Below are 23148 nucleotides of genomic sequence, written 5' to 3'. Positions count from 1 at the left end.
GTCACAGGCTTTCAATCAGGCGCGTGAGTTTTTGGACATCGAGTCTTGCGTGCACATCCTGTCCGATCATCGCATTGGGGCCAACGCTGCACAGGCCAAGACAGTAAACGGCCTCGATTTCGCATTTTTCTTTCGCTGCAGCGGCAATATCTGCAGCCAAAGCTTCGCCGCCGCGCGCCTGACAGGCTTCGGCGCGGCATAGTTTCAGAACCGGCAGTTTCGAAGGCACAGATTTAAAGTCATGATAGAAGCTGACGACGCCGTGGACTTCTGCCCGGCTCAAATTCAGCGCGGCAGCGAGATGCCGTTTTGCGGCTTCATCAACGCAGCCAAATTCTGCCTGAATGTCATTCAATATCGGCAGCAACGGCCCATCGCGTCCGGCATGGGCCGCGACAATTTCATCAAGGCGTGCCGTTTTGTCCATCACAGCCGTTCGGCATGCCAGCGCAAATGGTCGGCCATATATGTGGAGATGAAATAATAGCTGTGATCATAGCCTTCGCGCATATTCAGGCTGAGCTTTATTCCGGCCTTGTCGCAGGCATCCGCCAGCAATTCCGGTTTCAGCTGTTCCTCGAGGAAATTGTCGGCGGTTCCCTGATCGACCAATATGTCGGCGACGCGCGCCCCATCCTCGATCAGCGCGCAGGCGTCATATTCCTGCCACGCCGTCCGATCGCTGCCGATATAGCCGCCCAGCGCCTTTTCACCCCAGGGGCAGTTGAGCGGCGAGACGATCGGTGAGAAAGCGGAAACACTTTTATAGCGGTCGGGATTGCGCAGCGCGATGGTCAGCGCGCCATGGCCGCCCATGCTGTGCCCGAATATCGCCTGCCTGCTCATATCGACCGGAAATTCCCTGGCGATCAAGGCGGGCAGTTCCTTCTCGATATAGCTGCGCATGCGAAAATGCTTGGCCCATGGCTCTTCGGTGGCGTCGACATAAAAGCCGGCGCCCTGCCCCATGTCATAGGAATCGACATCGGGCACGCCTTCGCCGCGCGGCGACGTATCGGGTGCGACGATGATCAGGCCCAGTTCGCTGGCGGCTCTCCGATATTCGCCCTTTTCCATGACATTGGCATGGGTGCAGGTCAGGCCGGACAGATACCAGACCACCGGCAACTTTGCGCCTTGCTCATGATCGGGAACATAGACCGCGAAGGTCATCTCGGTGCCCGTTTCGACGGACGCATGGGAATAGACCCCCTGCGTTCCGGCAAAACTTCTGTTGGCGGAAACGGTGTCCATCAGAAGACCACGACGCTGCGGATGCTTTCGCCGGCGTGCATCAGGTCAAAGCCTTTGTTAATCTCTTCCAGCGACAGCGTGTGGGTGATCATCGGATCAATCTCGATCTTGCCATTCACATACCAGTCGACAATTTTCGGCACATCGGTCCGGCCGCGGGCACCGCCGAAGGCCGTGCCCTTCCAGACCCGTCCGGTAACCAGCTGAAATGGTCGCGTCGAGATTTCCTTGCCGGCTTCGGCCACACCGATGATGATGCTTTCACCCCAGCCGCGATGGCAGGCTTCCAGCGCCTGACGCATGACATCGGTATTGCCGGTGCAATCAAACGTATAGTCCGCGCCGCCGTCGGTCAGCGCCACCAGATGCTCGACAATATCGCCCTTGATCTTGGTCGGGTTGACGAAGTGGGTCATGCCAAATTTCTTGCCCCATTCTTCGCGGTCGTCGTTGATGTCGACGCCGATAATCTTGTCAGCACCAACCATCCGCGCGCCCTGCAGCACGTTCAGACCAATGCCGCCGAGTCCGAAGACGATGACATTGGCGCCGGGCTCCACCTTTGCCGTGTTGACCACTGCGCCGACACCGGTGGTGACGCCGCAGCCGATGTAGCAGCTGGTATTGAAGGGCGCGTCGGTGCGGATTTTCGCAACCGCAATTTCCGGCAGGACGATGAAATTGGAGAAGGTCGAGCAGCCCATATAATGATAAATTGCTTCGCCTTTGTAGGACATGCGGCTGGTGCCGTCTGGCATCAGCCCCTGCCCCTGGGTCGCGCGGATCGCGGTGCACAGGTTGGTCTTGCCGGACAGGCAGCTTTTGCACTGGCGGCATTCCGGCGTGTAAAGCGGAATCACATGATCGTCGGGCGCCACCGAGGTCACACCGGCACCCACTTCGCGGACGATACCGGCACCTTCATGGCCGAGGACGCTCGGGAACTTGCCTTCGCTATCGAGACCATCGAGCGTGTAGGCGTCGGTGTGACAAATGCCGGTTGCCATGATCTCAACCAGCACTTCGCCTGCCTTCGGCCCCTCCAGATCAAGCTCGACGATCTCGAGTGGCTTTTTGGCTTCAAATGCTACGGCTGCGCGGGTCTTCATATTGCTAATTTCCTTCTTCTGACCAGTCGATCATATTTGTATGTTATACATACGATAATCCGTAAGATAAACAGCTTAGTTGCAAGCAACCACCAAAAACAGGCTTAGCCGGTTTTGGACCTGCCGGAATCCCAGAGTGCGTGTAATATCGGCAATAGATGAGGCCGTAAACGTTCGGGAATCGATAGCAGCAATTTAACCTCGTGATGATCGACGACGGCCTGCGCCTCTTTCAATATTTTTTTCCCTTTGCTGGTGAGCAGCAGACCCTGCGAACGACCGTCGACAGGTTCCTTCGATATCAGGGAAAGCTCCAGCAGCCTGGAGACCAGCGGCACCATATTGGCGCGCTGTATGTCGAGCAATTTGCCGGCATCGCTTTGCGTGATCCGGGGATTGGCCTGGACCAATATCAGCAGCGAGACATCGCTGTGTCGCAAGCCTATTTTCGCGAGCCCCCGGTTCAATTCGCCAAGAGAAGCAGCGGCAGCTCGGCTCAAGACATATCCCGGCAATGATGAAAGTGGGTCCAGCATTTTGCGACTATAAGAAATGCTATTGGCAATAGCAATGTGAAACGCTATGCATCATAGCAATTAAACAGCAACAGGGAGTCGTCATGTCCGACCGCAAAGAAGAAGATACCGTGGCTTATGAAATCAGGGATGGCATTGCCTGGGTGAAATTCAACCGCCCGGAAAAGCGCAACTGCATGAGCCCCAAGCTGAACCGGCAGATGCTGCGGGTGCTGGATGAGCTGGAATTCAATGATGATGTCGGTGTCCTCGTCCTGACCGGAGAAGGCAGCAGCTGGTCGGCGGGCATGGATCTGAAAGAATATTTCCGCGAAACCGAGGAAAAAGGCCTTCCCGGTATCCGGCAGAGCCAGCGCGAGGCCTATACATGGTGGGAGCGTTTGCGCTGGTATCAGAAAACCACGATTGCCATGGTCAATGGCTGGTGCTTCGGCGGCGGTTACGGACCTTTATATGCGTGCGACCTCGCCTTTTGTGCGGATGAAGCGCAATTTGGCCTGTCCGAAATCAACTGGGGCATTTTGCCGGGCGGCGGCGCGACCAAGGTGGCTACCAATCTGATGCCCCTGCGCAAGGCCATGTATCATACGTTGATGGGCGAGAATCTGAGTGGGCAGGAAGCGGCGGAAGCCGGGCTGGTCAACGAATCCATGCCGCTTGACCAGTTGGAAGCGCGGGTTACCGAAGTTGCGAACAAGCTGCTCAAGAAAAATCTCGATACGCTCAAGGCTTCGAAGGATGCGGTCAAGCGCGTCATCGAAATGACCTTCGACAATGCCGAAGATTATCTGATCCGCGCGCAGGAAGCGTTGAACTTCCATGACAAGACCGACGGCCGGCATGAAGGCATGAAGCAATTTCTCGATGACAAGAGCTTCAAGCCGGGCCTTGGTGAATATGACAAGACGAAGACCGAAGCGGGCTGACATTTGACGGACAAGTCATGAGCAATCCTGAAATATTGGCAAGGCATATCGCCATTGCATATGGCGCGCCCGAGCTTGAAGCGGCCAGTGACGCTGCGCATGATCAAGCGATGGTCGCGGACATATTGCATTCGGTCAGCCGCTTTGCCGACGATCATCTGGTCGCCCTCAATCATGTCGGGGACCGTGTCGGCAGCCGGCTCGAGCAGGGCCGCGTCAAGACGCCTGCCGGACACAAGCAGGCCTGGGCCGCTTTCCGCGAAGGCGGCTGGCTGCTGCTCGATGCAAGACCGGAAGATGGCGGTATGGGCCTCCCCTCGTCGCTGGCCAGCGCAGTGCAGGAAATGCTGGACAGCGCTTGCCCCGCCTTCGGGATGATGCCCGTTCCTATTCGAGCGGCTCTGAGACTGATCAAGGCGTTTGGCGATCCGGCGATCCAGAAGGAATGGGTCGATCCGCTGACGCAGGGCCTGTGGTCCACGACGATCTGCATTTCCGAGCCGGATGCCGGATCCGATGTGCGCCGCATCCGCACGCGCGCCACACAGGATGATGACGGAAACTGGCTGGTGACCGGAGAAAAATGCTGGATCAGCTTTGGCGATCAGGACATCACCGACCGGATTGGTCATTGCCTGCTGGCAAAAACCGAAGTCGACGGCAATCCCGATGCGATCAGCCTGTTTCTGGTTCCGGATCGTTTTGGCGACAGCAGGAACAATATCACTGTCCGCCGGGTCGAGGAAAAACTGGGCCTGCATCTGTCGCCAACCTGCGCGCTCGGTTTTGAGGAAGCGACGGGTTTCCTGCTCGGCGAACCGGGCCGGGGATTGCAGCAGCTGTTCGTGATGATCGCCCAGATGCGACTGGCGACGGCCGTCCAAGGGGCCGGTATTGCTGCCAGAGCCTATGCCGTTGCCCGCCAATATGCGGCCGAACGGCGGCAAGGTGGCAGCGGCACCATCGCTGTCGTCATCGAAGACCATGCCGATATCCAGCGATTGCTGCTGCAAATGGCAGGCCGGATCGAAACATTGAGAGGGCTGATCCACGCGACCGCCAATGCCCTCGATCTGACGGAAAAATCCCCTGACCAAGTTGCACGCGATCATCATGCTGCGCTCGCATCATGGCTGCTGCCGATCGTCAAGACACTGGGCGGAGAAGTGGCTTTCAGCTGCGCCAGCGACGCCATTCAGATCCTCGGCGGCGCCGGTTACACGAAGGAATGGCCGGTGGAACAATGTCTGCGTGATGCCAGAGTGCTGACGCTGTTCGAGGGGACAACGGGCATGCAGGCGCAGGATCTTCTGTTCCGCCGCCTGCTCGGGGGAAATGGCGCGGCTTTCCGAGCCTTCATTGCCACGGCCCGAAAAGACGCCGTCGGCTGCGACCGGCTGGAAACGGCTTTGGACAGGTTGGAGGAAGTGGCCTTGGCACTCAGCGCGCCGGGCGTGACACGGCGCGATCAGGAAGCCGGAGCAACAGCCTTTCTGGCACTGGCATCGGATGTGGCCTGCGGCTGGATTGGAGCGCGGCTGGAGAGTCAAAAAACTATCGACCCGATTGCGAGCCATCTCGCGGCGGCCGGACAATCAGCCTTGCAGGAAATGGACCATGGCCTGCTCTATCAATCGCATTCAGCGCTTTGCGGCGCATCATCAATTTCACGTTTTGGAGACCTAATATGACGTTATTTGATCCGGTTCGCACCTATGCGCATTCTCGACCCGAATCGCTCGCGATTGTCGATATCGAGAGCGGCCGCCAGTGGACCTATGCCGAGCTCAATGTCGTTATTGACCGGCTGGGCAGCTGGATCGTCGACCAATTTGGCGAACAGAGCGAAACGCGCGTTGCCACCCTTGCCAAAAACTGTGCGGAGATGCTGGTACTGCAACTGGCCTGTGCGCGTGCCGGAACGATTTTCGTGCCGTTCAACTGGCGGCTGGCCCACGCGGAAATCGAAGCCCTGTCCGCCGATGCAGAACCAAAAATCGTCTTTCATGATCCGGACATGGTACCGCCAACCGGCGCAAGGCCTATCCTGATCGAGGAGATGCTGGAACTGGGTAACCAAGGCGCAAAACCGCCAGCAAGCGCCCGTCGCCCGTTCGAATCTGTCTCCACCTTGCTCTATACATCCGGAACAAGCGGACGGCCCAAAGGTGTCATGCTGTCGGAATGCAACAGTTTCTGGGGCTGCTCCAACCTGATCTACGGCAATGATGTTTCGAGCCGCAGCGTCTTCCTTTGCGATATGCCGCTCTTTCATACCGCCGGGCTTTTCGCAGCAGCCAGAACGCCGATTCAGGCCGGTGGCACCGTGCTTATCTCGCACGGCTTTGATCCGCAAAAAACCCTTGCACGACTGTCCGATCCCGAATGGAAAGTCTCGCATTATTTCTCGGTTCCGCAAATGGCGGCGACCTTGTGGAATCAGCCCGAATTTGATGCCACGAAACTTCACAATATCGTTGCCTGGGCGATTGGCGGCGCGCCCAATCCAAAGGCGCAAAGCGAGCGTTTTGTCAGTGCTGGCGTCCGGATATCGGAAGGTTTCGGCATGTCGGAAACCGGATCCAATTTCGCCATGCCACCGCATGATCTGGACATGCTGCTCAGCAAGGCCGGCAGCTGTGGCCTTCCCCTGATGATGATCGAGGCAAAAATTGTCGGGGATGACGGCCAAGAAGTGCCAACCGGAGAGCGCGGAGAATTATGGCTGCGCGGCCCGAGCATCGCGAGCGGATATTGGCATCAGCCGGAGTTGACCGCAAAAGCCTTCCCCGACGGCTGGTTCGTGACCGGCGATGCCGCCACCTGCGACGAGGATGGATTCTATTATATCGTCGATCGGAAGAAGGACATGTATATTTCCGGCGGTGAAAATGTCTATCCGGCGGAAGTAGAAGCGGCGATTGCCGAAATGACCGAAGTTGGCGAATGCGCGGTCGTTGGCGTACCGGATGAGCGCTGGGGCGAAGTCGGACGGGTCTATATTATCCCGGTACCGGGACAATCTGTCACCGGCGACCAGGTGATCGAGCACTGCCTGACCAAGCTCGCCAAATTCAAGGTGCCCAAAACGGCCGTGGTAACCGACGCAATTCCGCGCACGGCTTCGGGCAAGGTCCAGAAGCATCTGCTCAAGGCGCAGGCGATCGAGGAATTAAAGTCGAGCTAGGTTGGGAGCTAGTCGGTTTCCCTCACCTTGAGGAGCAACAGCGCCACCGCCCCGAGCAGCGAGCCCATTCCCATGAATATGGCAACGGTCTGCAATCCATAGCCGGCCAGGAACAGATAGCCCGCCAATACCGGCGCCAGCGCGGCGCCGCCACGGCCGACACCGATTGCGAAACCGGTCCCGGTTGCCCGGACATGGGTCGGAAACACCTTTGCGAAGAGCGTGTATAATCCGACAATGGCGGAATTGGTGAAGAACCCGACGACGGCAACGGTGATAGCCAATCTGGTCAAATCATCCGCTCCCTGCCCGAACCAGACGATAAGGATCGAAGTACCCACCAGCGTGATCATGGTGAGCAGCTTCAATCCGACCCGCATCGCGATAAACCCGAATGCGGCTCCGCCAACGGCTCCGCCAACATTGGCCCAGGTCAGGATACCGGCAGCGGCGCGCGGTTCATATCCCATGTCGACAACGATTTGCGGGATCCATTTGATGATGAAATAAAAGCTGGTGATATGCGCAAAATAGGCAAAGGTTATCAAGACCGTAGTCGCGAGCATTGCCGGTTTGAAAATATCCGCGACCGACTGCTTTGCCGTTTCCTCGGTTTCCGGGGAAAACCCGCTGACAGCTGCATGACCAAAGCGGCGGAAGGTCTTGTTGATCTTTTCAAGCGCGCCCGGAGGCCGTTTGCGGTCGAGAAAAGCAGGGGTTTCGGGGATCAGGAACCAGGTCAGCGGAATACAGGCCGCGGTGGCATAGGCCCCGAATGCAAATATATCGCGCCAACTGCCATCGGCGAGCAATTGCTGCACAACGAGGCCGCCAGTTACGCCGCCGATCGGATAGCCAATGACCATCAGCGACATGGCGACGCTGCGCCAGCGCGCGTTGGAAAATTCGGCTGCCGTGGCGTTGATAGCGGCCAGCATCCCGCCGATACCCAGACCGGTAATGAGCCGCCAGATCAGCAGCTCGGTGACGCTATCCGCATGACCGGCAAACCACATGCCGAGGGTCATCGCGACCAGACAGCCCAATATGGTGGGGCGGCGGCCATATTTGTCGGCGACGCCGCCGAGCAAGACAGACCCGATTGCCATCCCCAGCAATTCCATCGACAGCACCCATCCCAAAGTGCCCTGATCGACGCCCCATTCCTTGGCAATGCCCGGGGATGCGAAACTGATCGACAGGACATCAAAACCGTCCAGTGCATTGAGCGCGATGGTCATACCAACAGCCAGCCACTGCCAGGTCTGCATGCGACCTTCGTCCATGGTCTTTATCGGATCTGTGCCCGTCACAAAATTCTCCCCCCCAATATTATTCGTTATTCGTGAATTTTGCTGAGCAATTCGATCAGCAAATCCACTTCCTTTTGCTTGAACCTCGATTTCAGCCAGTTTTCATGTTCCTGGATCGCCACTTTCGCGGAAGCCAGAGCCGTCCTGCCTTCGTCGGTCAAATTCAATGTTTGCTTGCGACCATCGGTTTTCGATTTGCCGCGAACCAGATATCCGCGCTTCTGCAAACGGTTGATGATCGCCATCGTGGTTGCCCGGTCCATCCGCATCCGTTTCGCCAGGCCAGTCTGGGCAATATCGGGATGATCATCCACCAGCCAGAGCACCGAAACCTGTTTCTGGGTCAGGTCGAGATCGGAAAATGTTTCGGTAAAGTGACGATAGACAGCGCCGTGCGCCAAGCGAATGTGGAAGCCGACAATATTTTTGATTTCACCAATATCTTCATCGCCTTCGACATGCGGCGTGGTTGGCACCAATATTTCTTTCGGTCTTGTCATATCTGCCCCTTTTGTAGATAGTTAGTCTAACATACAATAATTGTCGAGAGAATCACTGATGGCCAATTTCCCTGACACGCTAAACTTCACAGGATTCAACAGTCCGTCAAGAATTGAGGCCGACATAGTCGATTTGGTTCATGAAGGCGTTATCCCCCCCGAACTCAATGGCGCTTTTTTCCGGGTTCAGCCAGACCCCCAATTTCCGCCGCGACTCGATGATGATATTTCCTTCAATGGCGACGGAATGATCACGCGTTTCCATATCCACGACGGTCAGTGCGATTTTCGTCAGCGCTGGGCGAAAACGGACAAATGGAAGATCGAGAATGAGGCCGGAAAGGCGATGTTCGGAGCCTACCGCAATCCGCTCACCGATGACGAAGAGGTGAAAGGCGAAATTCGTGGCACCGCCAACACCAATGCCTGGATTCACGGCGGAAAGCTTTATGCACTGAAGGAAGATTCCCCTGCCCTTGTCATGGACCCGGCCACGATGGAAACCGATGGCTATACCTGGTTCAATGACAAGATGACCGGCCAGACCTTTACCGCGCACCCGAAAATCGATCCGGCCACCGGCAATATGATCGCCTTTGGTTATGCGGCTTCCGGACTGTGCACCGATGATTGCACCTTTTACGAAGTGACGCCGGAAGGCGAACTGATTCGGGAAATCTGGTTCAAGGCGCCTTATTACTGCATGATGCACGACTTCGCGATCACCGAAGATTATGCGCTGTTTCATATCGTGCCGTCGATCGGCAGCTGGGACAGGCTTGAAAAAGGCCTGCCGCATTTCGGCTTTGACACGACGATGCCGGTCTATCTCGGCGTGTTGCCGCGCCGCGAAGGCGCAACAGCAGACGATATCCGCTGGTTCAAGCGTGACAATTGCTTCGCCAGCCATGTCCTCAATGCCTATCAGGAAGGCACGAAAATCCATTTCGACACGCCCGAAGCCAAGAACAATATGTTCCCCTTCTTCCCCGATGTGCATGGCGAACCGTTTAACGGCATGGAAGCGATGAGCTATCTCACCCGCTGGACGGTTGATATGGCGTCCAACGGAGATGAATTTGACAGCATCACCCGGCTAACCGACACGGCTGGCGAATTTCCGCGCATCGATGATCGCGTTGCCGGACTGAAACATCGCCACGGCTGGATGCTGGAAATGGACATGAAGCGTCCGGTGGAGCTGAAAGGTGGCAGTGCCGGTGGATTGCTGATGAACTGTCTTTTCCACAAGGATCTGGAAACCGGCGCCGAACAGCATTGGTGGTGCGGGCCGGTGTCATCCTTGCAGGAACCCTGTTTCATTCCGCGCAGCAAAAGCGCGCCCGAAGGCGACGGCTGGATCGTCATGATCTGTAACCGGCTGGAAGAACAGCGCAGCGACTTGCTGCTCTTTGATGCGCAGCAAGTGGACAAGGGCCCGATCGCGACCATCAAGCTCCCGATCCGCATGCGCTTCGGACTGCATGGCAACTGGGCCAATGCCGAAGACATCGGGCTCGCGGCTTAATCGACCCCAGCCAATGCGCGTCTGCTATGACGCCTCATTCGCCCGTTTCAGCAAATCGTCCTCATCCCGCTGGGCTCTGCGGGCAATGATCAGCATCAAAATGATGATCGGGATCCCGACGATGTTGATGCTGATCATCGACATTTGCAGATTGCCGGTCGCATCCGATATTAGGCCGACTGCATAGGGTCCGATACCCATTCCCAAAATCGTCATGACCAGCAAATAGACACTGGCGGTAATGCCGCGCATGCGCGGCAGCACCTGATCATAGATGATCGCGTATAGTGGCGGCATCCAGCCGGTCAGAACGACGCTGTACACGACAAAGCGCAGATAGAAGCTGCCCGAATCCGGCGAGGTATAGACCCAGAGAGACAGGAAGGGTGATATGCCCATCGCAAAGAGCGCGACATAGGCGCGACCAGCGCCAGGGAAAGTCTGCTGCAATTTATCCGAAAGCGGACCCCAAATCAGCGGGCCGATAATGCCCATGCCAGCAGCCACCAGACCGAATTGCCAGGCGACTTCCTTCATCGAAATAGCGTAGCTTTCAATCAGGAAGCTGGGGTTGAATGCCATCATGCCGTAATTGAGCACCGATTGCAGTGTACCAACGGCCATCGCCATGATCAGCGTCGGCGACTTGCTGATCACGTTAAACGCCTGCCGGTCGGAAAGCTTCATGCCCTGCAAAAGATTGACGATGACAAACAGGCCAAAGCCGATAACGCACCATTGCAGCGCGTGCGCACTGAGCGTCAGACCAGCCAATTCAAGCGGCGGGCGTGGCGACATCCAGTTTGACAAATAGGTGAGACCCATCATCAGGCCGATGATGATGATCAGCGCGCCAAGGTTAAATTTCCACACGCGACGACCGGCATTTTGTCTGCGCAAATTGAACCAGTTGAAGCCTGGCAATATTGCGCCAAATACCGCGGCGCTGGCGCGAAACGGATGCGGATCACGGGGTGTCTTTATTCCATCCATCACGCCGCGCTCGGGCTCCCGCAGTCGCCACATGAACAGCGCGAGAATGAAGCCGGGCAAGGACGCCACGAAAAAGGCAAATTGCCAGCCTTTCAGGGCAACGGGCGCATTGCCTGCAGCGGCAAGCTGATCCCACCAATCGGCAGCCAGCCCGCCCAGAGCCAGCGAGCCACCGATACCCAATGCTATGGCCGATGCCAGCACCGCCATAACGAAACCGCGCCGATGTTTGGGCCAATAATCATAGACCAGGCTGGTTCCCGCTGGTTGAGTGGCTGCCTCACCAATACCGACTCCCAGACGCGATACGGCGAGAAGGCCGAAGCTGTTTGCGAACCCTCCCAAAGCCGTGGCCCCTGACCAGAAGGTCAGGCAAATGGCCAGCAGCCGCGTCCTTACCCAGCCGTCGGCAAGCCGGCCAAGCGGAAGCGAGAAAACGGCATAAAATAAGGCGAATACCGTCCCGAACAACATGCCCATCTCGGCATCGCCGATATTCAGATCCGCCTTGATCGCCGGAGCAAGAATAGCCAGAATTTGACGATCGAGCAGACTGACCGCACCGGTCAGAGCGACCAGCGTCAATGCATAATGAGCGCCCTTGGGTATCTTGGTCGGGATGATGACCGGACTGCTTGCGTCCGTCTGCGCGCCTTCACTCACAATTTGAACCAGCGTTCCGCGTTGCTCTGGAAAAATTTCTTCTTCTGTGCGTGACTGATTGCCAGATCATCCATCATCCGTACCTCCTCGGCGACATATTCATAGGGATAATCCATCGCATACATCACCCTGTCCTCTCCCATCACCTCAATCATCAATTTTATTGCCGGTTCAAAGGGCAGCCCGCTGCAGGTGCCAAGAAAATTGTTCTTCATATAGTAAAACAGATCATGTTTCAGCGGCTTGATCGATTCATAGCGGTTTGAACGCACCCCTGCCTGATGCATGTAATTGGTCCGGTACAGCCAATAAGGCAAAGCTTCGCAGCCATGGCCTGCCATGACCTGCAGATCAGGATAGCGGTCAAACAGCCCCGAAGTCACCAGCCGCAGCAAATGATAGCTGGTTTCGACCGCGAAGCCGAAAATCGCACCATCCAGGCCGGCATCGACCATCCCGCCCATCATGTCATCGGGCAGCGTCGCCGGGTGGACATAGAGCGGCTGGCCGGTGTCCGAAAGCGCCCGGAATATCGGGTCGAATTGCGGTTCATCCAGATAATGGCCCTGGGTGTGGCTGTTGATCTGCACACCCTTGAAACCCAGTTCATTGGCACCGCGCCTGATTTCGGCCGCAGACCATTCGGGGTCCTGCGGGACAACCGCCGTCATCCCGATGAAGCGATCCGGATATTTCTGCACCGCATCTGCCAGATAGTCATTGGCCCGTGTCGCAATGCCCTTTGCCTCATCGACATCCAGCAGGGGCTGGACGCCCGGCGATGTCAGAGCGAGAATGGCCTTGTCGATGCCGGTCTCGTCCATATGCGCGATACGCTGCTCATCCAGATCAAGCAGGCGATCGATGATCTGCGTGGCCCGCTCGGACGGGCTCTGCGCGTAAAAGCCCCACAAGGAGACCATCCCCTTGTCAGCGGTTCCGTCGGCGACCATCCGCAGATATACGTCGATCAGCTCGCGTGTGGCAAAAGCCTCTTCGGTGGCGATGCGCAAATAACCCCTGTCGCCGCCGGTTTTCAATTCATGCGTCATCGCTTATCCTTCATGCACTGTTTTAAGGACCATACAGGCCATCAGCCCTTCGGGGCCATCCTCATGCCCGTGGCCTGACCATTTCACGCCGCCAAAAGGCGTGTCCGGTCCGCCGAGCATTGTCGTGTTGACGCAGAACATGCCGGTTTCGATTTCGCGTGCCAGTCGCTTCTGCCGAGCGGCATCCTTGGTCCAGCTATAGGCGGCCAGCCCGTAGGGCAGCCGGTTTGCTTCCGCGATCATATCGTCTTCGCTGGAGAACCGGTTGATCAGCGCGACCGGACCAAATGGCTCTTCATTCATGATTTCGGCATCGAGCGGCACATCGGAGAGGACGGTGGGGGCAAAGAAATAGCCCTGATTGCCGATCCGTTCGCCGCCGGTTCCCAGCTTCGCACCGCGGGTCACGGCATCGCCGATCATCCGCTGCATCGCATCGGGACGGCGGGGATTGGCCATCGGCCCCATTTGCACGCCTTCGTCCATGCCATTGCCGACCTTGATCGCCTTCGCCCGTTCGATAAAGCCGTCGCGGAAGCGATCAAAAACGCCATCCTGGACAATGAACCGGGTCGGCGAAACGCATACCTGTCCGGCGTTGCGATATTTGCCCGGCACCATGACATCGAGCACGCCGTCAACATCGACATCGTCAAAAACCAGAACCGGTCCGTGACCGCCGAGTTCCATGGTGGTGCGTTTCATATCTTCTGCAGCGAGCTTGGCCAGATGCTTGCCGACCACCGTCGACCCGGTGAAGCTAAGTTTGCGGATGATCGGTGATGCCAGCAAATGGCGCGACACCTCATCGGGCACGCCGAAGACCGCTTGCCCGGCTTCCTTGGGCAGACCGGCATCGAGCAGACATTGCAATATGGCGAGCGCCGACGCTGGCGCTTCTTCTGCCGCTTTCATAATCACCGAACAACCGGCAGCGACCGGCGCGCCGAGCTTGCGGCCGGGATTGCCGATCGGGAAATTCCACGGCGCAAAAGCCGCCACAGGTCCCACCGGTTCATAGGTAACCGACGAGCGCATGCCGGCAGGACGCACCAGTTGCCGGCCATATATACGCTGGGTTTCTCCGGCGTAGAAATTGAACAGGCCGACATTCATCAGCACTTCGATACGCGTTTCGGCCAGTGTCTTGCCCTGCTCCATGGTCGCGATGCGGGCGATGTCTTCCTGACGCTCCAGCATCAGCCGCGCAGCGCCTTGCAACACGGCAGCGCGTTCCTGCGCCGAACTGTTGCGCCAGATCTTGAAGCCGCGTTCCGCAACCTCAAGCGCGCGGTCCAGATCGGCTGCATCGGCCAAGGGCAGTTCGCCGATAACCTCTTCGGTCGCCGGGTTGACGACCTTGTGCACCCGCCGGTCGCCAACCGGAATTTTTTCACCGTCGATGATCATGTGCAGTTCTGGATAATTAGTCATTTCGCTGCTTTCTCCCGGTCAATATCGCCTTGCCAGCGTTCTGGTTGAATCGGTTTGCCGGTCACCGGATGCGTGTTGTGAAACGGCACGACCTTGTGCGTCGGCCAGAGCCACAGATCTTCGCGCGGCTTGATTTCATCCGGACCGGTCGGGTCTTCCGGAAAAGCGGTGTCGAGAAAGGGCACATATTGCTCGCGTGTATTCGCCCAGCCGGTTTCATAGTCGGCATGCCATTGCGGTACATAGTTCAGCACATGGATACGCCAGACGCCATCCACTTTCTTGTAGATATTCTCGTAGAGACCGCCTTCCCACCATTGGCGCGCCTGCTCCATCGGGCCCTCCCCGGCATAATCCTTGTGCCGGCCGGCCTGCATGGTACAGCGGAAACGCCCGAATGCAGTGATGCCGTCGTCCTGAATATCGACCACATCCTGATGCTGCGGATGATCGAGCAGAAAGCCGTCGATCGGACCATTATTGCCATGGGTGAAATTGGCCTGAAACCGGTCGATATAGAGACGCGCGGCGCCTGCTTTACCGCGATAGATGCCGCCGAAGAAATGCACTTCGCAATCGTCGGTGAACAGATCCACCACTTCATTATAGAGGCATTTGTCGATCATATAGCCATAAAGATGGTGCAGCTTGCGCACGGATTGCTCATCCTCGCAGATCGTCACACGCTTCATCAGTTCTGCGACCTGCGCCTGCAGCGCTGCAATTTCTCGTTCAGACATTTGGTATCTCCATTTACATATTTGATGTGATTGATGTCAGGATGTTGCTGCAACCCGTTCAAGGGCTTCCAGCCTTACGACCTCTTCACCATATGGCTTGATCGCGCGGAACATCAGGAACGTGGCCAGCGGCAGCAGCGTGCCAGCCGTGATCAACAGCGCTTGCCAGAGCTTGGCCGGATCACCGATGACATATTGGGCAACCAGTCCGATTACGAAGCTGCCCATTGCACCGAAAAAGGTGAACATGAAGAGGTAGAAAGCGGTGACCTGACCGCGCATCGCATTGGGCGCGACCCTCTGGATGGCAGCATTTTGCGGCACCGCGCCGGCGATTCCAAACATCCCGGCAAATCCGAATGCGATCATTGATCCCCAGCCGGTCGGCATCAGGACGGCGGTGATCGAACTGATGGTGGTACCGCAGAACAATATGAAAGCCGCCCTTACATTGGCGTCCTTATGACGCTTGGCCAGCCATTCGACAAAGATACCGCCAAGGAAAAGGCCGAGAAGCGAGGCGACGAGAATCGTCATGCCCAGCGCGGCGCCAATTTCCACTTCGTTCCAGCCGAAGGTCCGGATCATGAAGGGAACCCGCCAGAAGGCGAGCCCGAAAGTCTCGATCGCGCTGAGCGCCAGAGCACCAAACATCGGATAATAGACCCGGCGATTGGCATGAATGGCCTTGGCCGCATCCCAGCCCATGAAGGTGATGATATTCCGGCCGGTCGATGCATTTTCCGGTGGCAGCGGCGCGCCCTCGACTGGAGGCATGCGCTGCGGCTCCTTTATCGTGAAGAATAACAGCGCGACGAGGAAGGCGGGCAAGCCGGTCCATATCAATATCCACTGCCAGCCGAATATTGTCAGGCTACCGATATGCGATGGGCCCCAGTCAGCGGTAATGCCGATCAACAACCCGCCGACAAACGGCCCCAGAGTGGACCCGCCAATGAAACCGAACTGGAGCAAAGCGAAGGCTCGCGTAAGGATCTTTGGAGGGAAGGCATCGGCAAGCAGCGAGTAGGCCGACGGAGCATGAGCGGAACCGCCCGCTGCCAGAAATACACGGGTACCGACGAACTGGGTAAATGTCTGTGCCAGCCCTCCGAGACAAGTTACTATCCCGATGACGGTCACGCCGCCAGCCAGCACATATTTACGCGGAAATATGTCGGCCAGCCTCGCCAGAGGAATGCCGACAAACAAATAGCAGATAATGCTCGCAGGTCCGGCGAGAAATCCCAGCTGCGAATCCGACAGTCCGAAATCCGCCTTTATCCGCTCAGCCAGCATGCCGAAAACGACTGAGTCGAAAAATGTAAGAAAAGTCGCCAATACAATGACAAACAAAGCCCAGTAGGCGGCGGGCTGAGAAGGCCAAAGCTTGGATGTCGGCGCTGTTGATAGTTGTTCCATGCCGACTGTCGTCGGCGTTGATGCGCCTGCCATTCGTTAATCCCTCTTCCCAAAACTTTTAGCGGCTTTGTTTTTTTACCTAGCCTTTTTTGTATGTGTTAGATACAATATTGTTTCGACATGGTTGTCCAGTCTTTTGTAAGAAATGGAACAGAAACAACCAGTCAGATTTGAGAGAGGGAAATTCCAATATGCAGAATCTGCAAGGCAAAACTGCCTTTGTTACCGGCGGCGCGAGCGGCATAGGGCTTGGCATTGCCAAGGCACTTCTTGGCGCAGGCATGAATGTTGTCGTCGCCGACATTCGCGATGATCATCTTGCAGAAGCAAAAGAGGAACTCGGATCGCCCGACAAGATATTGGCGATCAAGCTCGACGTAACCAATCGCGACGATTTCACCAAGGCGGCCGATGCTGCAGAAGACAGGTTCGGGAAAATCCATATTCTCTGCAACAATGCCGGCGTGGCTGTGGTTGGCCCGACCGAACTGGCGACCTTTGCCGATTGGGACTGGGTGATGAACGTCAATGTCGGCGGCGCGATCAATGGTGTCACAACCTTATTGCCGCGCATTCTTTCGCATGGCGAAGGTGGCCATATCATCAACACCTGCTCGATGTCCGGCATTGTTCCGGTCGGCGGGACCACAATCTATTCGACCGGAAAAGCAGCGCTGGTCACGATGATGGAGTGTATGCGTCCGGAACTGGAAAGCCGCGGCGTGATTTGTTCCGCCTTCTGTCCGGGAGCGGTGCAATCGAATATTGCCGATGCCGGCGAGACGCGACCGGAAGAACTGTCGGAAACCGGCTATGCCGAAGCGGACAAAAGACGGCAGGACGGCGGTAATCTCTTCCACCTATATCAGACCAAGGAGGAAGTCGGCGAACGGGTGCTGCGCGGCATATTGGACGATGAGCTCTATATTCTGACGCACAGCGAATTTCTGGAAGGCGTCACCGACCGCGCCAATGCCATGATTGCCTCCGTTCCGGCTAACCTGCCGGAGAATGAGGAATATAAGAAGACATTTGCGATGCTGTTCAACAGCCCGATCTGGGCCGATGAAATTGCCCGCCAGAAGGAGTTGAAAGCATGATCGATTTTGCAGGTAGAACCGCCTTTGTCACCGGCGGTGCCAATGGTGTCGGTATCGGTATCGTCCGGGCGCTGCTCGCCCAAGGTTGCAAGGTTGCGATTGCGGACATCAGGCAGGATGCGATCGACAAGGCGCTGGCGACGCTCGACAATAATGAGGTCATGGGCGTGCAGGTCGACGTTGCCAGCCGCGAAGCCATGGCCGAAGCGGCCGACAAGGTCGAAGCCCAATTTGGTCCGGTTTCTTTGCTCTTCAACAATGCTGGCGTAAACCTGTTCCAAACCATTGAGGATTCGAGCTATTCTGACTGGGACTGGGTGATGGGCGTCAATCTGAATGGCCCTATTAACGGCGTCATGACCTTTGTCCCGCGGATGATCGAGGCGGGCAATGGTGGCTATATTGTCAATACTTCGTCAATGGCAGGATGGCAGGCCAGCGGATCGCCCGGCATCTATAATACTTCAAAATTTGCGGTCCGCGGATTGAGCGAATCCCTGCGCTGCAGCCTCGCCAAGCACCGCATCGGCGTTTCGGTTCTTTGCCCGGCACTGGTGAAATCCTATATCTATGCCAGTGACGACATTCGTCCCACGGAATTGATGGACGGTGCCAAGCCGGTGGACCATGAAAATGTCAAGCGGCTGGCGGAGTTTCATGATTTCGGAATGGAACCCGACGTGATTGGCGAGCGCGTCTTGGATGGCATGCGCGATAACCGCATGTATATTTTCTCGCATCCTGAGCACAAGGAAGAACTGGCTGCATTGTTCGATACTTATATGAGTGACTTCAAAGATTATCCGAACGACCCCGGCTATGAAAAGCGTGTCGAGTTTGAGAAATTCCGGCGCAAAAGCTATGATGATGCAAGGGAAGCTGCCAAGCACGCCATATAGAGCAAACAGGTCCTTTCTCAGGAGAATCCGACAATGCAGGTCCAGGCGCTAGATCACGTCAACATCATCACTGGCGACCTGGATCGCACGGCCGAATATTATGCAGACATGTTCGAACTTGAACGGCGCAATGCCCCGCCGCCGCTGACACCGGACAATGCGCAGTGGATGTTCGACAGTTGCGACCGCGCGATATTTCATATCAACAGCCTTGACTGTCCGCGTGCTTTTGACCGCGAAGTGACGGAAGGTCCGACAGGGTCCATCCATCATGTGGCGCTGAAATGTGAAGGATTTGATGAAATGATCGCTCGGCTGGACGAGCGCAAAACAGAATATCAGATCAATATAATAGAGGCCGTCAGCCTCAAACAGATATTCACGCAGGATCCCAACGGCATCTTGCTGGAGCTCAATTTTTTCGGAGACTAGACCGACCGGCTCAAACGCCGCTGCATCCCATCAAATATCATGTCGCCTGTTATAATCGGCGATCCATTCAACCGTCTTGTCGATTCCGCCAAAGGGATAGAAATGCAGCCGGACACGTCCATGTTCGCTACCCAATTCGGCAGAAAAGCGGTCAACCAGCTTGTCCGGTCCCGCGCTGCCCATCAATCTGGTCAATGAAATGCCATATTTCGCCAGCACGCTGGCGGAGGCACCGACGCCGCAATATTTGGCGTAACGCAATAGTCGCTTGATGCCGGCTGGTCCGGGAATACCAATGCGCACCGGAGCTTCAACGCCGCGCGAACGCAGTTCCTCCAGCCAGGCAAGAACAATATCAGGGTCAAAGCCGAACTGGGTCACGATCAGGGGTGCCATGCCCCTGCTCTCAATTGCGGCAATTTTCTTGTCGATCACCTCCCAGCATTGCTCTTTGCTCATGACCGGGTGGCCTTCGGGATGGCCGCCAATGCCAATGGCCTTGATGCCGGCGCGTTCGAACGCACCGCTTTCGATCAGCGCCGAGCTGTCGAAATACGGCCCCTCCGGCTCCGGTGGATCGCCGGCGACAAGGAAACAGCGCTGCACACCCGCATTGCGAACCACAGCCTGCAAATAATCCTCGAACTCGTCACTGGAAGATATCCGTCGCGCCGAAAAATGCGGCATCGGTTCAAAGCCAAGCGCCCGCACAGCCACCGCTGCGGCCACGCGCGCTGCCTGTTCTTCACCTGGCAGAAACGTGACCGCGACCGGTGTGTCAGCGGCAATCAGCGGAGCCGCATCGCGCAAGGAGTCAATGTCCTTTGCGGTAATCTCCAGCGAATAGCCTTCGGTGACACCGACAGGGGCGCGTTCCCAATTGGGATGGATGGGATGCTTGGACATTGATACTCCTGGAGCTCGTTTTTTGGCGACGATCAGCTGGCTTTGGTGCGCCAGCTGTCGGCATATTCCTTTCGCGCGGATTCCGAATAAGGGGTCGGACTGACGATAGCGCGAACCTCAAGCTGCTTGTGCGGCTCTACCGTCGCTTTCTTGGTTCCGCCATTGGGCTCGCCCCAGGTTACGGTGACTTCGTTGCCGATCTCGATGTCGGAATCGACGGTGGCCAGACTGAGCACCGTCCGTTCGTTGATCGTATAGCCGGTGAACATGGAGAAGCCGACATGCTGGCCATCGACCGAAACCGCGTCGTAATTGGATGACGCATAATTGGCGAGCGGCATATCGAAATATTTGTAATTTTCGGCGCTGCCATCGACAAAGCTGTTGAAGATTTTGGCAACATCCTCGCCGTTCCAGGCCAGAGTCACTTTCTTGCGATGCGGCTTGTCCTGCATCGCCTGCAAGGCTTCCTTGCCGATGAAGTCATGGTCGAAATTGATGAAATTTCCATAGCCCAGATCCCACGGGCTGAGATAATAATCCTCGATATCGTCCGAAACAAAACTGCCGCCGATCGAACCCATGGCTTCATAGCTGTCAGCGCCCAGCCATTCCCGATAGGATTTCATTTTCTCACCGGTATAAATCGCTGGCAAAGGCGATGGGATCCAGCCGGACTCCAAGGTGTTGGTGGCATAGGTGCGCGAACCGACCGGTATCAGCCCGAACTCAGCGCCCGCCTGCAATATCGCATCACGGACTTCGTCTTTCTCGGCATAGGGACCCCAGATTTCCAGCCCCGGAGCACCCGCCATCCCATGACGCAAGGTAGCCACCTTGCGGCCTGCGATATTCATATGGGACATATGGAAAAACTTCAGCTTCTCCAGCGGCCCACCATGCAGTTTCTCGATCACTTCCCAGGCATTTGGTCCCTGTATCTGGAAACGATATTCTTCCCGTGTCACCAGCTTGCCATCCGGGATGGAAGGAGACCGGTTGTCATAAGTGATTTCCACATCATAGCCGCCGGTCTCTGCCTGGAATTGAATCCAGTTCGCGGTTGGATTGCGACCAACGAAGACGACGTGATTTTCTTCGAGGTGGAACAGGATACCGTCACCGATGACATGGCCATCATGACTGACCGGCACCATTTGCTTGGCGCGGTTGACCGGAAAATTGGCAAAACTGTTGATCGACAAATCGCTCATCAGCTTTACAGCATCCGGGCCCTTGGCGTAGATGTTGACCATATGATGTGACTGATCGAACAGCACGGCGGTTTCCCGCCATGCCCGTTGCTCGGTGCGCCAGTTTGAAAATTCATAACCAACAACCGGATAGACATATGCACCAATTTTTGAGTTCCGCAGCATATCCACCGTGTTTCCTGCAGCCGCCAGAACGCTCTCGAGATTTTTATGAGCCAAATCGCCCTCCTATTTTTTTAATTTGCTGGCTGGACCATATCAATATTTGTATGTAACACAAACGAAAATTAGGGTGGGAGAGATATTCATGTCAGCAAACCGACAAATTCTAACATTGTCCTGTGCCGATCAACCGGGACTGGTCGCACGCGTTGCAAAAATATTGGCCGACAATGGCGGCAATATTGTCGACTCGCGACAGTTTAACGATAGCGAAACCAGACACTTCTTCATGCGCGTTGTCTTCGACTTGTCGGAAGGCTCCAATGTCACAGCCATTTCCGACGAGCTGGGCGTTTTCGCCACAGAAAAGCCGATGGAATGGAAGCTTCGTGGCAGCGACGAACGGCCGAAGGTCATGCTGATGGTATCCAAATTCGACCATTGTCTGGGCGATCTTCTATATCGTCACCGGATCGGAGAAATGCCGATGGATGTGGTTGGCATCATCTGCAACCATCCGCGCGACGCCCTGAAAATATCGCTGATCGGAGACGTCCCTTTCCACCATCTTCCGATCACCAAGGACACCAAGCCGCAGCAAGAAGCACAGATCAAGGCGCTGGTCACCGAAAGCGGAGCTGATCTCGTTGTCCTCGCCCGCTATATGCAGATATTGTCGGATGATCTTGCCAGCTTTCTGTCCGGCCGCTGCATCAATATCCATCACAGCTTCCTGCCCGGCTTCAAGGGCGCCAAGCCTTATCACCAGGCGCACGCGCGCGGCGTCAAGATGATCGGCGCCACCGCTCATTATGTGACCGCTGATCTGGATGAAGGTCCGATCATTCATCAGGATGTGGAAGCGATCAGCCATGCCGATACACCGGAAGCTCTGGTCAGCAAGGGACGCGACATCGAACGCCGGGTTTTAGCGCAAGCGGTACATTATCATTTGTCGGATCGTGTGTTCCTGAACGGGAACAAGACGGTTGTTTTCAAGAACTGACCTGCTCGGCGGCGGCGATCAATGCCGCCGCCAGCTCTTCCGGTCGTGACAGAAATGGCGAATGGTCTGCATCGAGCGTGACGATAGTGGCACCCGGTACCAATTTCTGCATCCTGCGCTGGCTGTCGATCGGGATGGTTCGATCTTCCGTGCATTCGACATAGGTTCTGGGCAAGGAACCAAAGCCGTCGGCGGTCAGTCTCAGCGGCTCGGATCGCGGGCCATGCGGTTCAACGACCAGTCGTTCCATGGCATTGTCGACCAGATCTTCCGGTGAAAGCTGCGCGAATATGTCTCGCCCCCCTTCCCCGTCAACCGCTGTGCCCGCTCCTTTCGCGACCGAAGTGATAATCGCATCAAAGCCCGGGTTCGGCCCTTCCAGCTTCTTGAACTGCGCTCGCGACATCCCGTCGGGCAACATCATGGCGCAAATATAGACGAGTGCGTCAATCGCATCCGGAGCGGTTTCCGCCGCCTGGCTGACAACCAGTCCGCCGCGACTATGGCCCGCCAATATCACAGGCTTTTGCGTAGCCTTCCTGCACAGTCCGGCTGCAAAATCAGCCCAGCCCTGCAGGGTGACCGCCCGCAATTCCTCTTCATCCCCGCCCATGCCGGGAAGATCAGGCGCAATCACTTCATGCCCCTGCTTTTCCAGCAAGGCCTTGATGCCATCGAAACACCAGCCGCCATGCCACGAACCGTGAATCAGGATAAAACTGGCCATCAGATATTGCTCATTGCGCGGATTGCCCGAAGGCCGATCGGATTG

22 protein-coding genes are annotated in these 23148 nt (G+C 56.5%); 8 read left to right on the top strand and 14 right to left on the bottom strand.

The genetic code is table 11. The annotated features are described in order from the left end of the window. Position 1: 1 nt before the first annotated feature. From AZE99_RS04790 to AZE99_RS04775, 4 genes are all read right to left on the bottom strand, one after another. A complete protein-coding gene (locus AZE99_RS04790; protein ID WP_067198512.1) occupies positions 2 to 427 on the bottom strand; it encodes an NAD(P)H-dependent oxidoreductase subunit E in 426 nt (141 codons plus the stop codon). Continuing rightward, entirely contained in the window at positions 427 to 1254 is an 828-nt protein-coding gene (gene fghA / locus AZE99_RS04785) for an S-formylglutathione hydrolase (protein WP_067198511.1), read from the bottom strand. The genes AZE99_RS04790 and fghA overlap by 1 nt, the downstream gene beginning before the upstream one ends. Then, positions 1254 to 2363 (bottom strand): S-(hydroxymethyl)glutathione dehydrogenase/class III alcohol dehydrogenase, encoded by a 1110-nt coding sequence (locus tag AZE99_RS04780; RefSeq protein ID WP_067198509.1) that lies wholly within the window; start codon positions 2361 to 2363, stop codon positions 1254 to 1256. The genes fghA and AZE99_RS04780 overlap by 1 nt, the downstream gene beginning before the upstream one ends. A 104-nt stretch (positions 2364 to 2467) precedes the next feature. Further along, the gene (locus tag AZE99_RS04775; RefSeq protein ID WP_067198507.1) at positions 2468 to 2863 is read right to left on the bottom strand and encodes a MarR family winged helix-turn-helix transcriptional regulator; all 396 of its coding nucleotides are present in this window, start codon (positions 2861 to 2863) and stop codon (positions 2468 to 2470) included. 119 nt (positions 2864 to 2982) lie between these two features. Here AZE99_RS04775 and AZE99_RS04770 point away from each other — a divergent pair, with 119 nt between their 5' ends. From AZE99_RS04770 to AZE99_RS04760, 3 genes are read left to right on the top strand one after another with little or no spacing between them, the layout of a single operon-like run. Beyond that, complete coding sequence (locus AZE99_RS04770) at positions 2983 to 3825, top strand: p-hydroxycinnamoyl CoA hydratase/lyase (RefSeq protein ID WP_067198505.1); 843 nt, start codon at positions 2983 to 2985, stop codon at positions 3823 to 3825. 17 nt (positions 3826 to 3842) lie between these two features. Continuing rightward, the gene (locus tag AZE99_RS04765; protein ID WP_067198503.1) at positions 3843 to 5516 is read left to right on the top strand and encodes an acyl-CoA dehydrogenase family protein; all 1674 of its coding nucleotides are present in this window, start codon (positions 3843 to 3845) and stop codon (positions 5514 to 5516) included. Beyond that, the gene (locus tag AZE99_RS04760) at positions 5513 to 7012 is read left to right on the top strand and encodes an AMP-binding protein (protein WP_067198501.1); all 1500 of its coding nucleotides are present in this window, start codon (positions 5513 to 5515) and stop codon (positions 7010 to 7012) included. Before AZE99_RS04765 ends, AZE99_RS04760 begins: the two co-directional genes overlap by 4 nt. A gap of 8 nt (positions 7013 to 7020) precedes the next feature. Here AZE99_RS04760 and AZE99_RS04755 read toward each other — a convergent pair whose 3' ends face one another. Then, positions 7021 to 8325 (bottom strand): MFS transporter, encoded by a 1305-nt coding sequence (locus AZE99_RS04755; protein WP_335339230.1) that lies wholly within the window; start codon positions 8323 to 8325, stop codon positions 7021 to 7023. Positions 8326 to 8351: 26 nt separating this feature from the next. Next, entirely contained in the window at positions 8352 to 8825 is a 474-nt protein-coding gene (locus AZE99_RS04750) for a MarR family winged helix-turn-helix transcriptional regulator (RefSeq protein WP_067198499.1), read from the bottom strand. 58 nt (positions 8826 to 8883) lie between these two features. Between AZE99_RS04750 and AZE99_RS04745 the strand changes: the two genes are divergently transcribed. Next, the gene (locus AZE99_RS04745; protein WP_067198497.1) at positions 8884 to 10353 is read left to right on the top strand and encodes a carotenoid oxygenase family protein; all 1470 of its coding nucleotides are present in this window, start codon (positions 8884 to 8886) and stop codon (positions 10351 to 10353) included. Between the two features lie 24 nt (positions 10354 to 10377). Here AZE99_RS04745 and AZE99_RS04740 read toward each other — a convergent pair whose 3' ends face one another. From AZE99_RS04740 to AZE99_RS04720, 5 genes are read right to left on the bottom strand one after another with little or no spacing between them, the layout of a single operon-like run. Further along, positions 10378 to 12009, bottom strand: coding sequence for an MFS transporter (locus AZE99_RS04740; protein WP_231862688.1), 1632 nt, complete (start codon positions 12007 to 12009; stop codon positions 10378 to 10380). Continuing rightward, a complete protein-coding gene (locus AZE99_RS04735; RefSeq protein ID WP_067198495.1) occupies positions 12006 to 13061 on the bottom strand; it encodes an amidohydrolase family protein in 1056 nt (351 codons plus the stop codon). The genes AZE99_RS04740 and AZE99_RS04735 overlap by 4 nt, the downstream gene beginning before the upstream one ends. Before the next feature lie 3 nt (positions 13062 to 13064). Continuing rightward, positions 13065 to 14495, bottom strand: coding sequence for an NAD-dependent succinate-semialdehyde dehydrogenase (locus AZE99_RS04730; RefSeq protein WP_067198494.1), 1431 nt, complete (start codon positions 14493 to 14495; stop codon positions 13065 to 13067). Then, positions 14492 to 15235, bottom strand: coding sequence for a nuclear transport factor 2 family protein (locus AZE99_RS04725; RefSeq protein WP_067198492.1), 744 nt, complete (start codon positions 15233 to 15235; stop codon positions 14492 to 14494). The genes AZE99_RS04730 and AZE99_RS04725 overlap by 4 nt, the downstream gene beginning before the upstream one ends. A gap of 36 nt (positions 15236 to 15271) precedes the next feature. Continuing rightward, on the bottom strand, positions 15272 to 16690 hold the full coding sequence (locus tag AZE99_RS04720; protein WP_082788239.1) for an MFS transporter: 1419 nt from the start codon (positions 16688 to 16690) through the stop codon (positions 15272 to 15274). A gap of 158 nt (positions 16691 to 16848) precedes the next feature. On the opposite strand from AZE99_RS04720, the gene AZE99_RS04715 reads away from it, so the two are divergent. The 3 genes from AZE99_RS04715 to AZE99_RS04705 are packed head-to-tail and all read left to right on the top strand — an operon-like array spanning position 16849 to position 19088. Then, on the top strand, positions 16849 to 17757 hold the full coding sequence (locus AZE99_RS04715; protein WP_067198490.1) for an SDR family NAD(P)-dependent oxidoreductase: 909 nt from the start codon (positions 16849 to 16851) through the stop codon (positions 17755 to 17757). Further along, on the top strand, positions 17754 to 18656 hold the full coding sequence (locus AZE99_RS04710) for an SDR family NAD(P)-dependent oxidoreductase (protein ID WP_067198488.1): 903 nt from the start codon (positions 17754 to 17756) through the stop codon (positions 18654 to 18656). Before AZE99_RS04715 ends, AZE99_RS04710 begins: the two co-directional genes overlap by 4 nt. A 33-nt stretch (positions 18657 to 18689) precedes the next feature. Next, the gene (locus AZE99_RS04705; protein ID WP_067198486.1) at positions 18690 to 19088 is read left to right on the top strand and encodes a glyoxalase/bleomycin resistance/extradiol dioxygenase family protein; all 399 of its coding nucleotides are present in this window, start codon (positions 18690 to 18692) and stop codon (positions 19086 to 19088) included. 30 nt (positions 19089 to 19118) lie between these two features. Here the strand turns inward: AZE99_RS04705 and AZE99_RS04700 are convergent, their stop codons facing one another. Together AZE99_RS04700 and ligM are read right to left on the bottom strand one after the other, a co-directional pair. Then, positions 19119 to 19994, bottom strand: coding sequence for a methylenetetrahydrofolate reductase (locus AZE99_RS04700; protein WP_067198485.1), 876 nt, complete (start codon positions 19992 to 19994; stop codon positions 19119 to 19121). 32 nt (positions 19995 to 20026) lie between these two features. Then, on the bottom strand, positions 20027 to 21427 hold the full coding sequence (gene ligM / locus AZE99_RS04695; RefSeq protein ID WP_156472111.1) for a vanillate/3-O-methylgallate O-demethylase: 1401 nt from the start codon (positions 21425 to 21427) through the stop codon (positions 20027 to 20029). 88 nt (positions 21428 to 21515) lie between these two features. On the opposite strand from ligM, the gene purU reads away from it, so the two are divergent. Next, positions 21516 to 22376: a formyltetrahydrofolate deformylase gene (purU, locus tag AZE99_RS04690; RefSeq protein ID WP_067198483.1), complete on the top strand. Its 861-nt coding sequence runs from the start codon at positions 21516 to 21518 to the stop codon at positions 22374 to 22376. Here the strand turns inward: purU and AZE99_RS04685 are convergent. After that, positions 22366 to 23103 (bottom strand): alpha/beta fold hydrolase, encoded by a 738-nt coding sequence (locus AZE99_RS04685; RefSeq protein WP_067198481.1) that lies wholly within the window; start codon positions 23101 to 23103, stop codon positions 22366 to 22368. The two genes, purU and AZE99_RS04685, sit on opposite strands and share 11 nt — an antisense overlap. Between the last annotated feature and the right edge of the window lie 45 nt (positions 23104 to 23148).

This window comes from Sphingorhabdus sp. M41 (genome assembly GCF_001586275.1).
Classification (GTDB): Bacteria; Pseudomonadota; Alphaproteobacteria; order Sphingomonadales; family Sphingomonadaceae; genus Parasphingorhabdus.
The sequence above is the reverse complement of the archived record's forward strand: the minus strand, read 5'-3'. Positions and strand labels throughout refer to the sequence as shown.

Coding starts and splice junctions, on each gene's coding strand:
- AZE99_RS04715 (WP_067198490.1), top strand. CDS start 16,849: ATGCAGAATCTGCAAGGCAAAACTGCCTTTGTTACCGGCGGCGCGAGC.
- AZE99_RS04770 (WP_067198505.1), top strand. CDS start 2,983: ATGTCCGACCGCAAAGAAGAAGATACCGTGGCTTATGAAATCAGGGAT.
- AZE99_RS04780 (WP_067198509.1), bottom strand. CDS start 2,363: ATGAAGACCCGCGCAGCCGTAGCATTTGAAGCCAAAAAGCCACTCGAG.
- AZE99_RS04760 (WP_067198501.1), top strand. CDS start 5,513: ATGACGTTATTTGATCCGGTTCGCACCTATGCGCATTCTCGACCCGAA.
- AZE99_RS04745 (WP_067198497.1), top strand. CDS start 8,884: ATGGCCAATTTCCCTGACACGCTAAACTTCACAGGATTCAACAGTCCG.
- AZE99_RS04700 (WP_067198485.1), bottom strand. CDS start 19,994: ATGTCCAAGCATCCCATCCATCCCAATTGGGAACGCGCCCCTGTCGGT.
- AZE99_RS04685 (WP_067198481.1), bottom strand. CDS start 23,103: ATGGCCAGTTTTATCCTGATTCACGGTTCGTGGCATGGCGGCTGGTGT.
- AZE99_RS04790 (WP_067198512.1), bottom strand. CDS start 427: ATGGACAAAACGGCACGCCTTGATGAAATTGTCGCGGCCCATGCCGGA.
- AZE99_RS04710 (WP_067198488.1), top strand. CDS start 17,754: ATGATCGATTTTGCAGGTAGAACCGCCTTTGTCACCGGCGGTGCCAAT.
- fghA (WP_067198511.1), bottom strand. CDS start 1,254: ATGGACACCGTTTCCGCCAACAGAAGTTTTGCCGGAACGCAGGGGGTC.
- AZE99_RS04750 (WP_067198499.1), bottom strand. CDS start 8,825: ATGACAAGACCGAAAGAAATATTGGTGCCAACCACGCCGCATGTCGAA.
- AZE99_RS04765 (WP_067198503.1), top strand. CDS start 3,843: ATGAGCAATCCTGAAATATTGGCAAGGCATATCGCCATTGCATATGGC.
- AZE99_RS04705 (WP_067198486.1), top strand. CDS start 18,690: ATGCAGGTCCAGGCGCTAGATCACGTCAACATCATCACTGGCGACCTG.
- AZE99_RS04735 (WP_067198495.1), bottom strand. CDS start 13,061: ATGACGCATGAATTGAAAACCGGCGGCGACAGGGGTTATTTGCGCATC.
- AZE99_RS04730 (WP_067198494.1), bottom strand. CDS start 14,495: ATGACTAATTATCCAGAACTGCACATGATCATCGACGGTGAAAAAATT.
- AZE99_RS04720 (WP_082788239.1), bottom strand. CDS start 16,690: ATGGCAGGCGCATCAACGCCGACGACAGTCGGCATGGAACAACTATCA.
- AZE99_RS04725 (WP_067198492.1), bottom strand. CDS start 15,235: ATGTCTGAACGAGAAATTGCAGCGCTGCAGGCGCAGGTCGCAGAACTG.
- purU (WP_067198483.1), top strand. CDS start 21,516: ATGTCAGCAAACCGACAAATTCTAACATTGTCCTGTGCCGATCAACCG.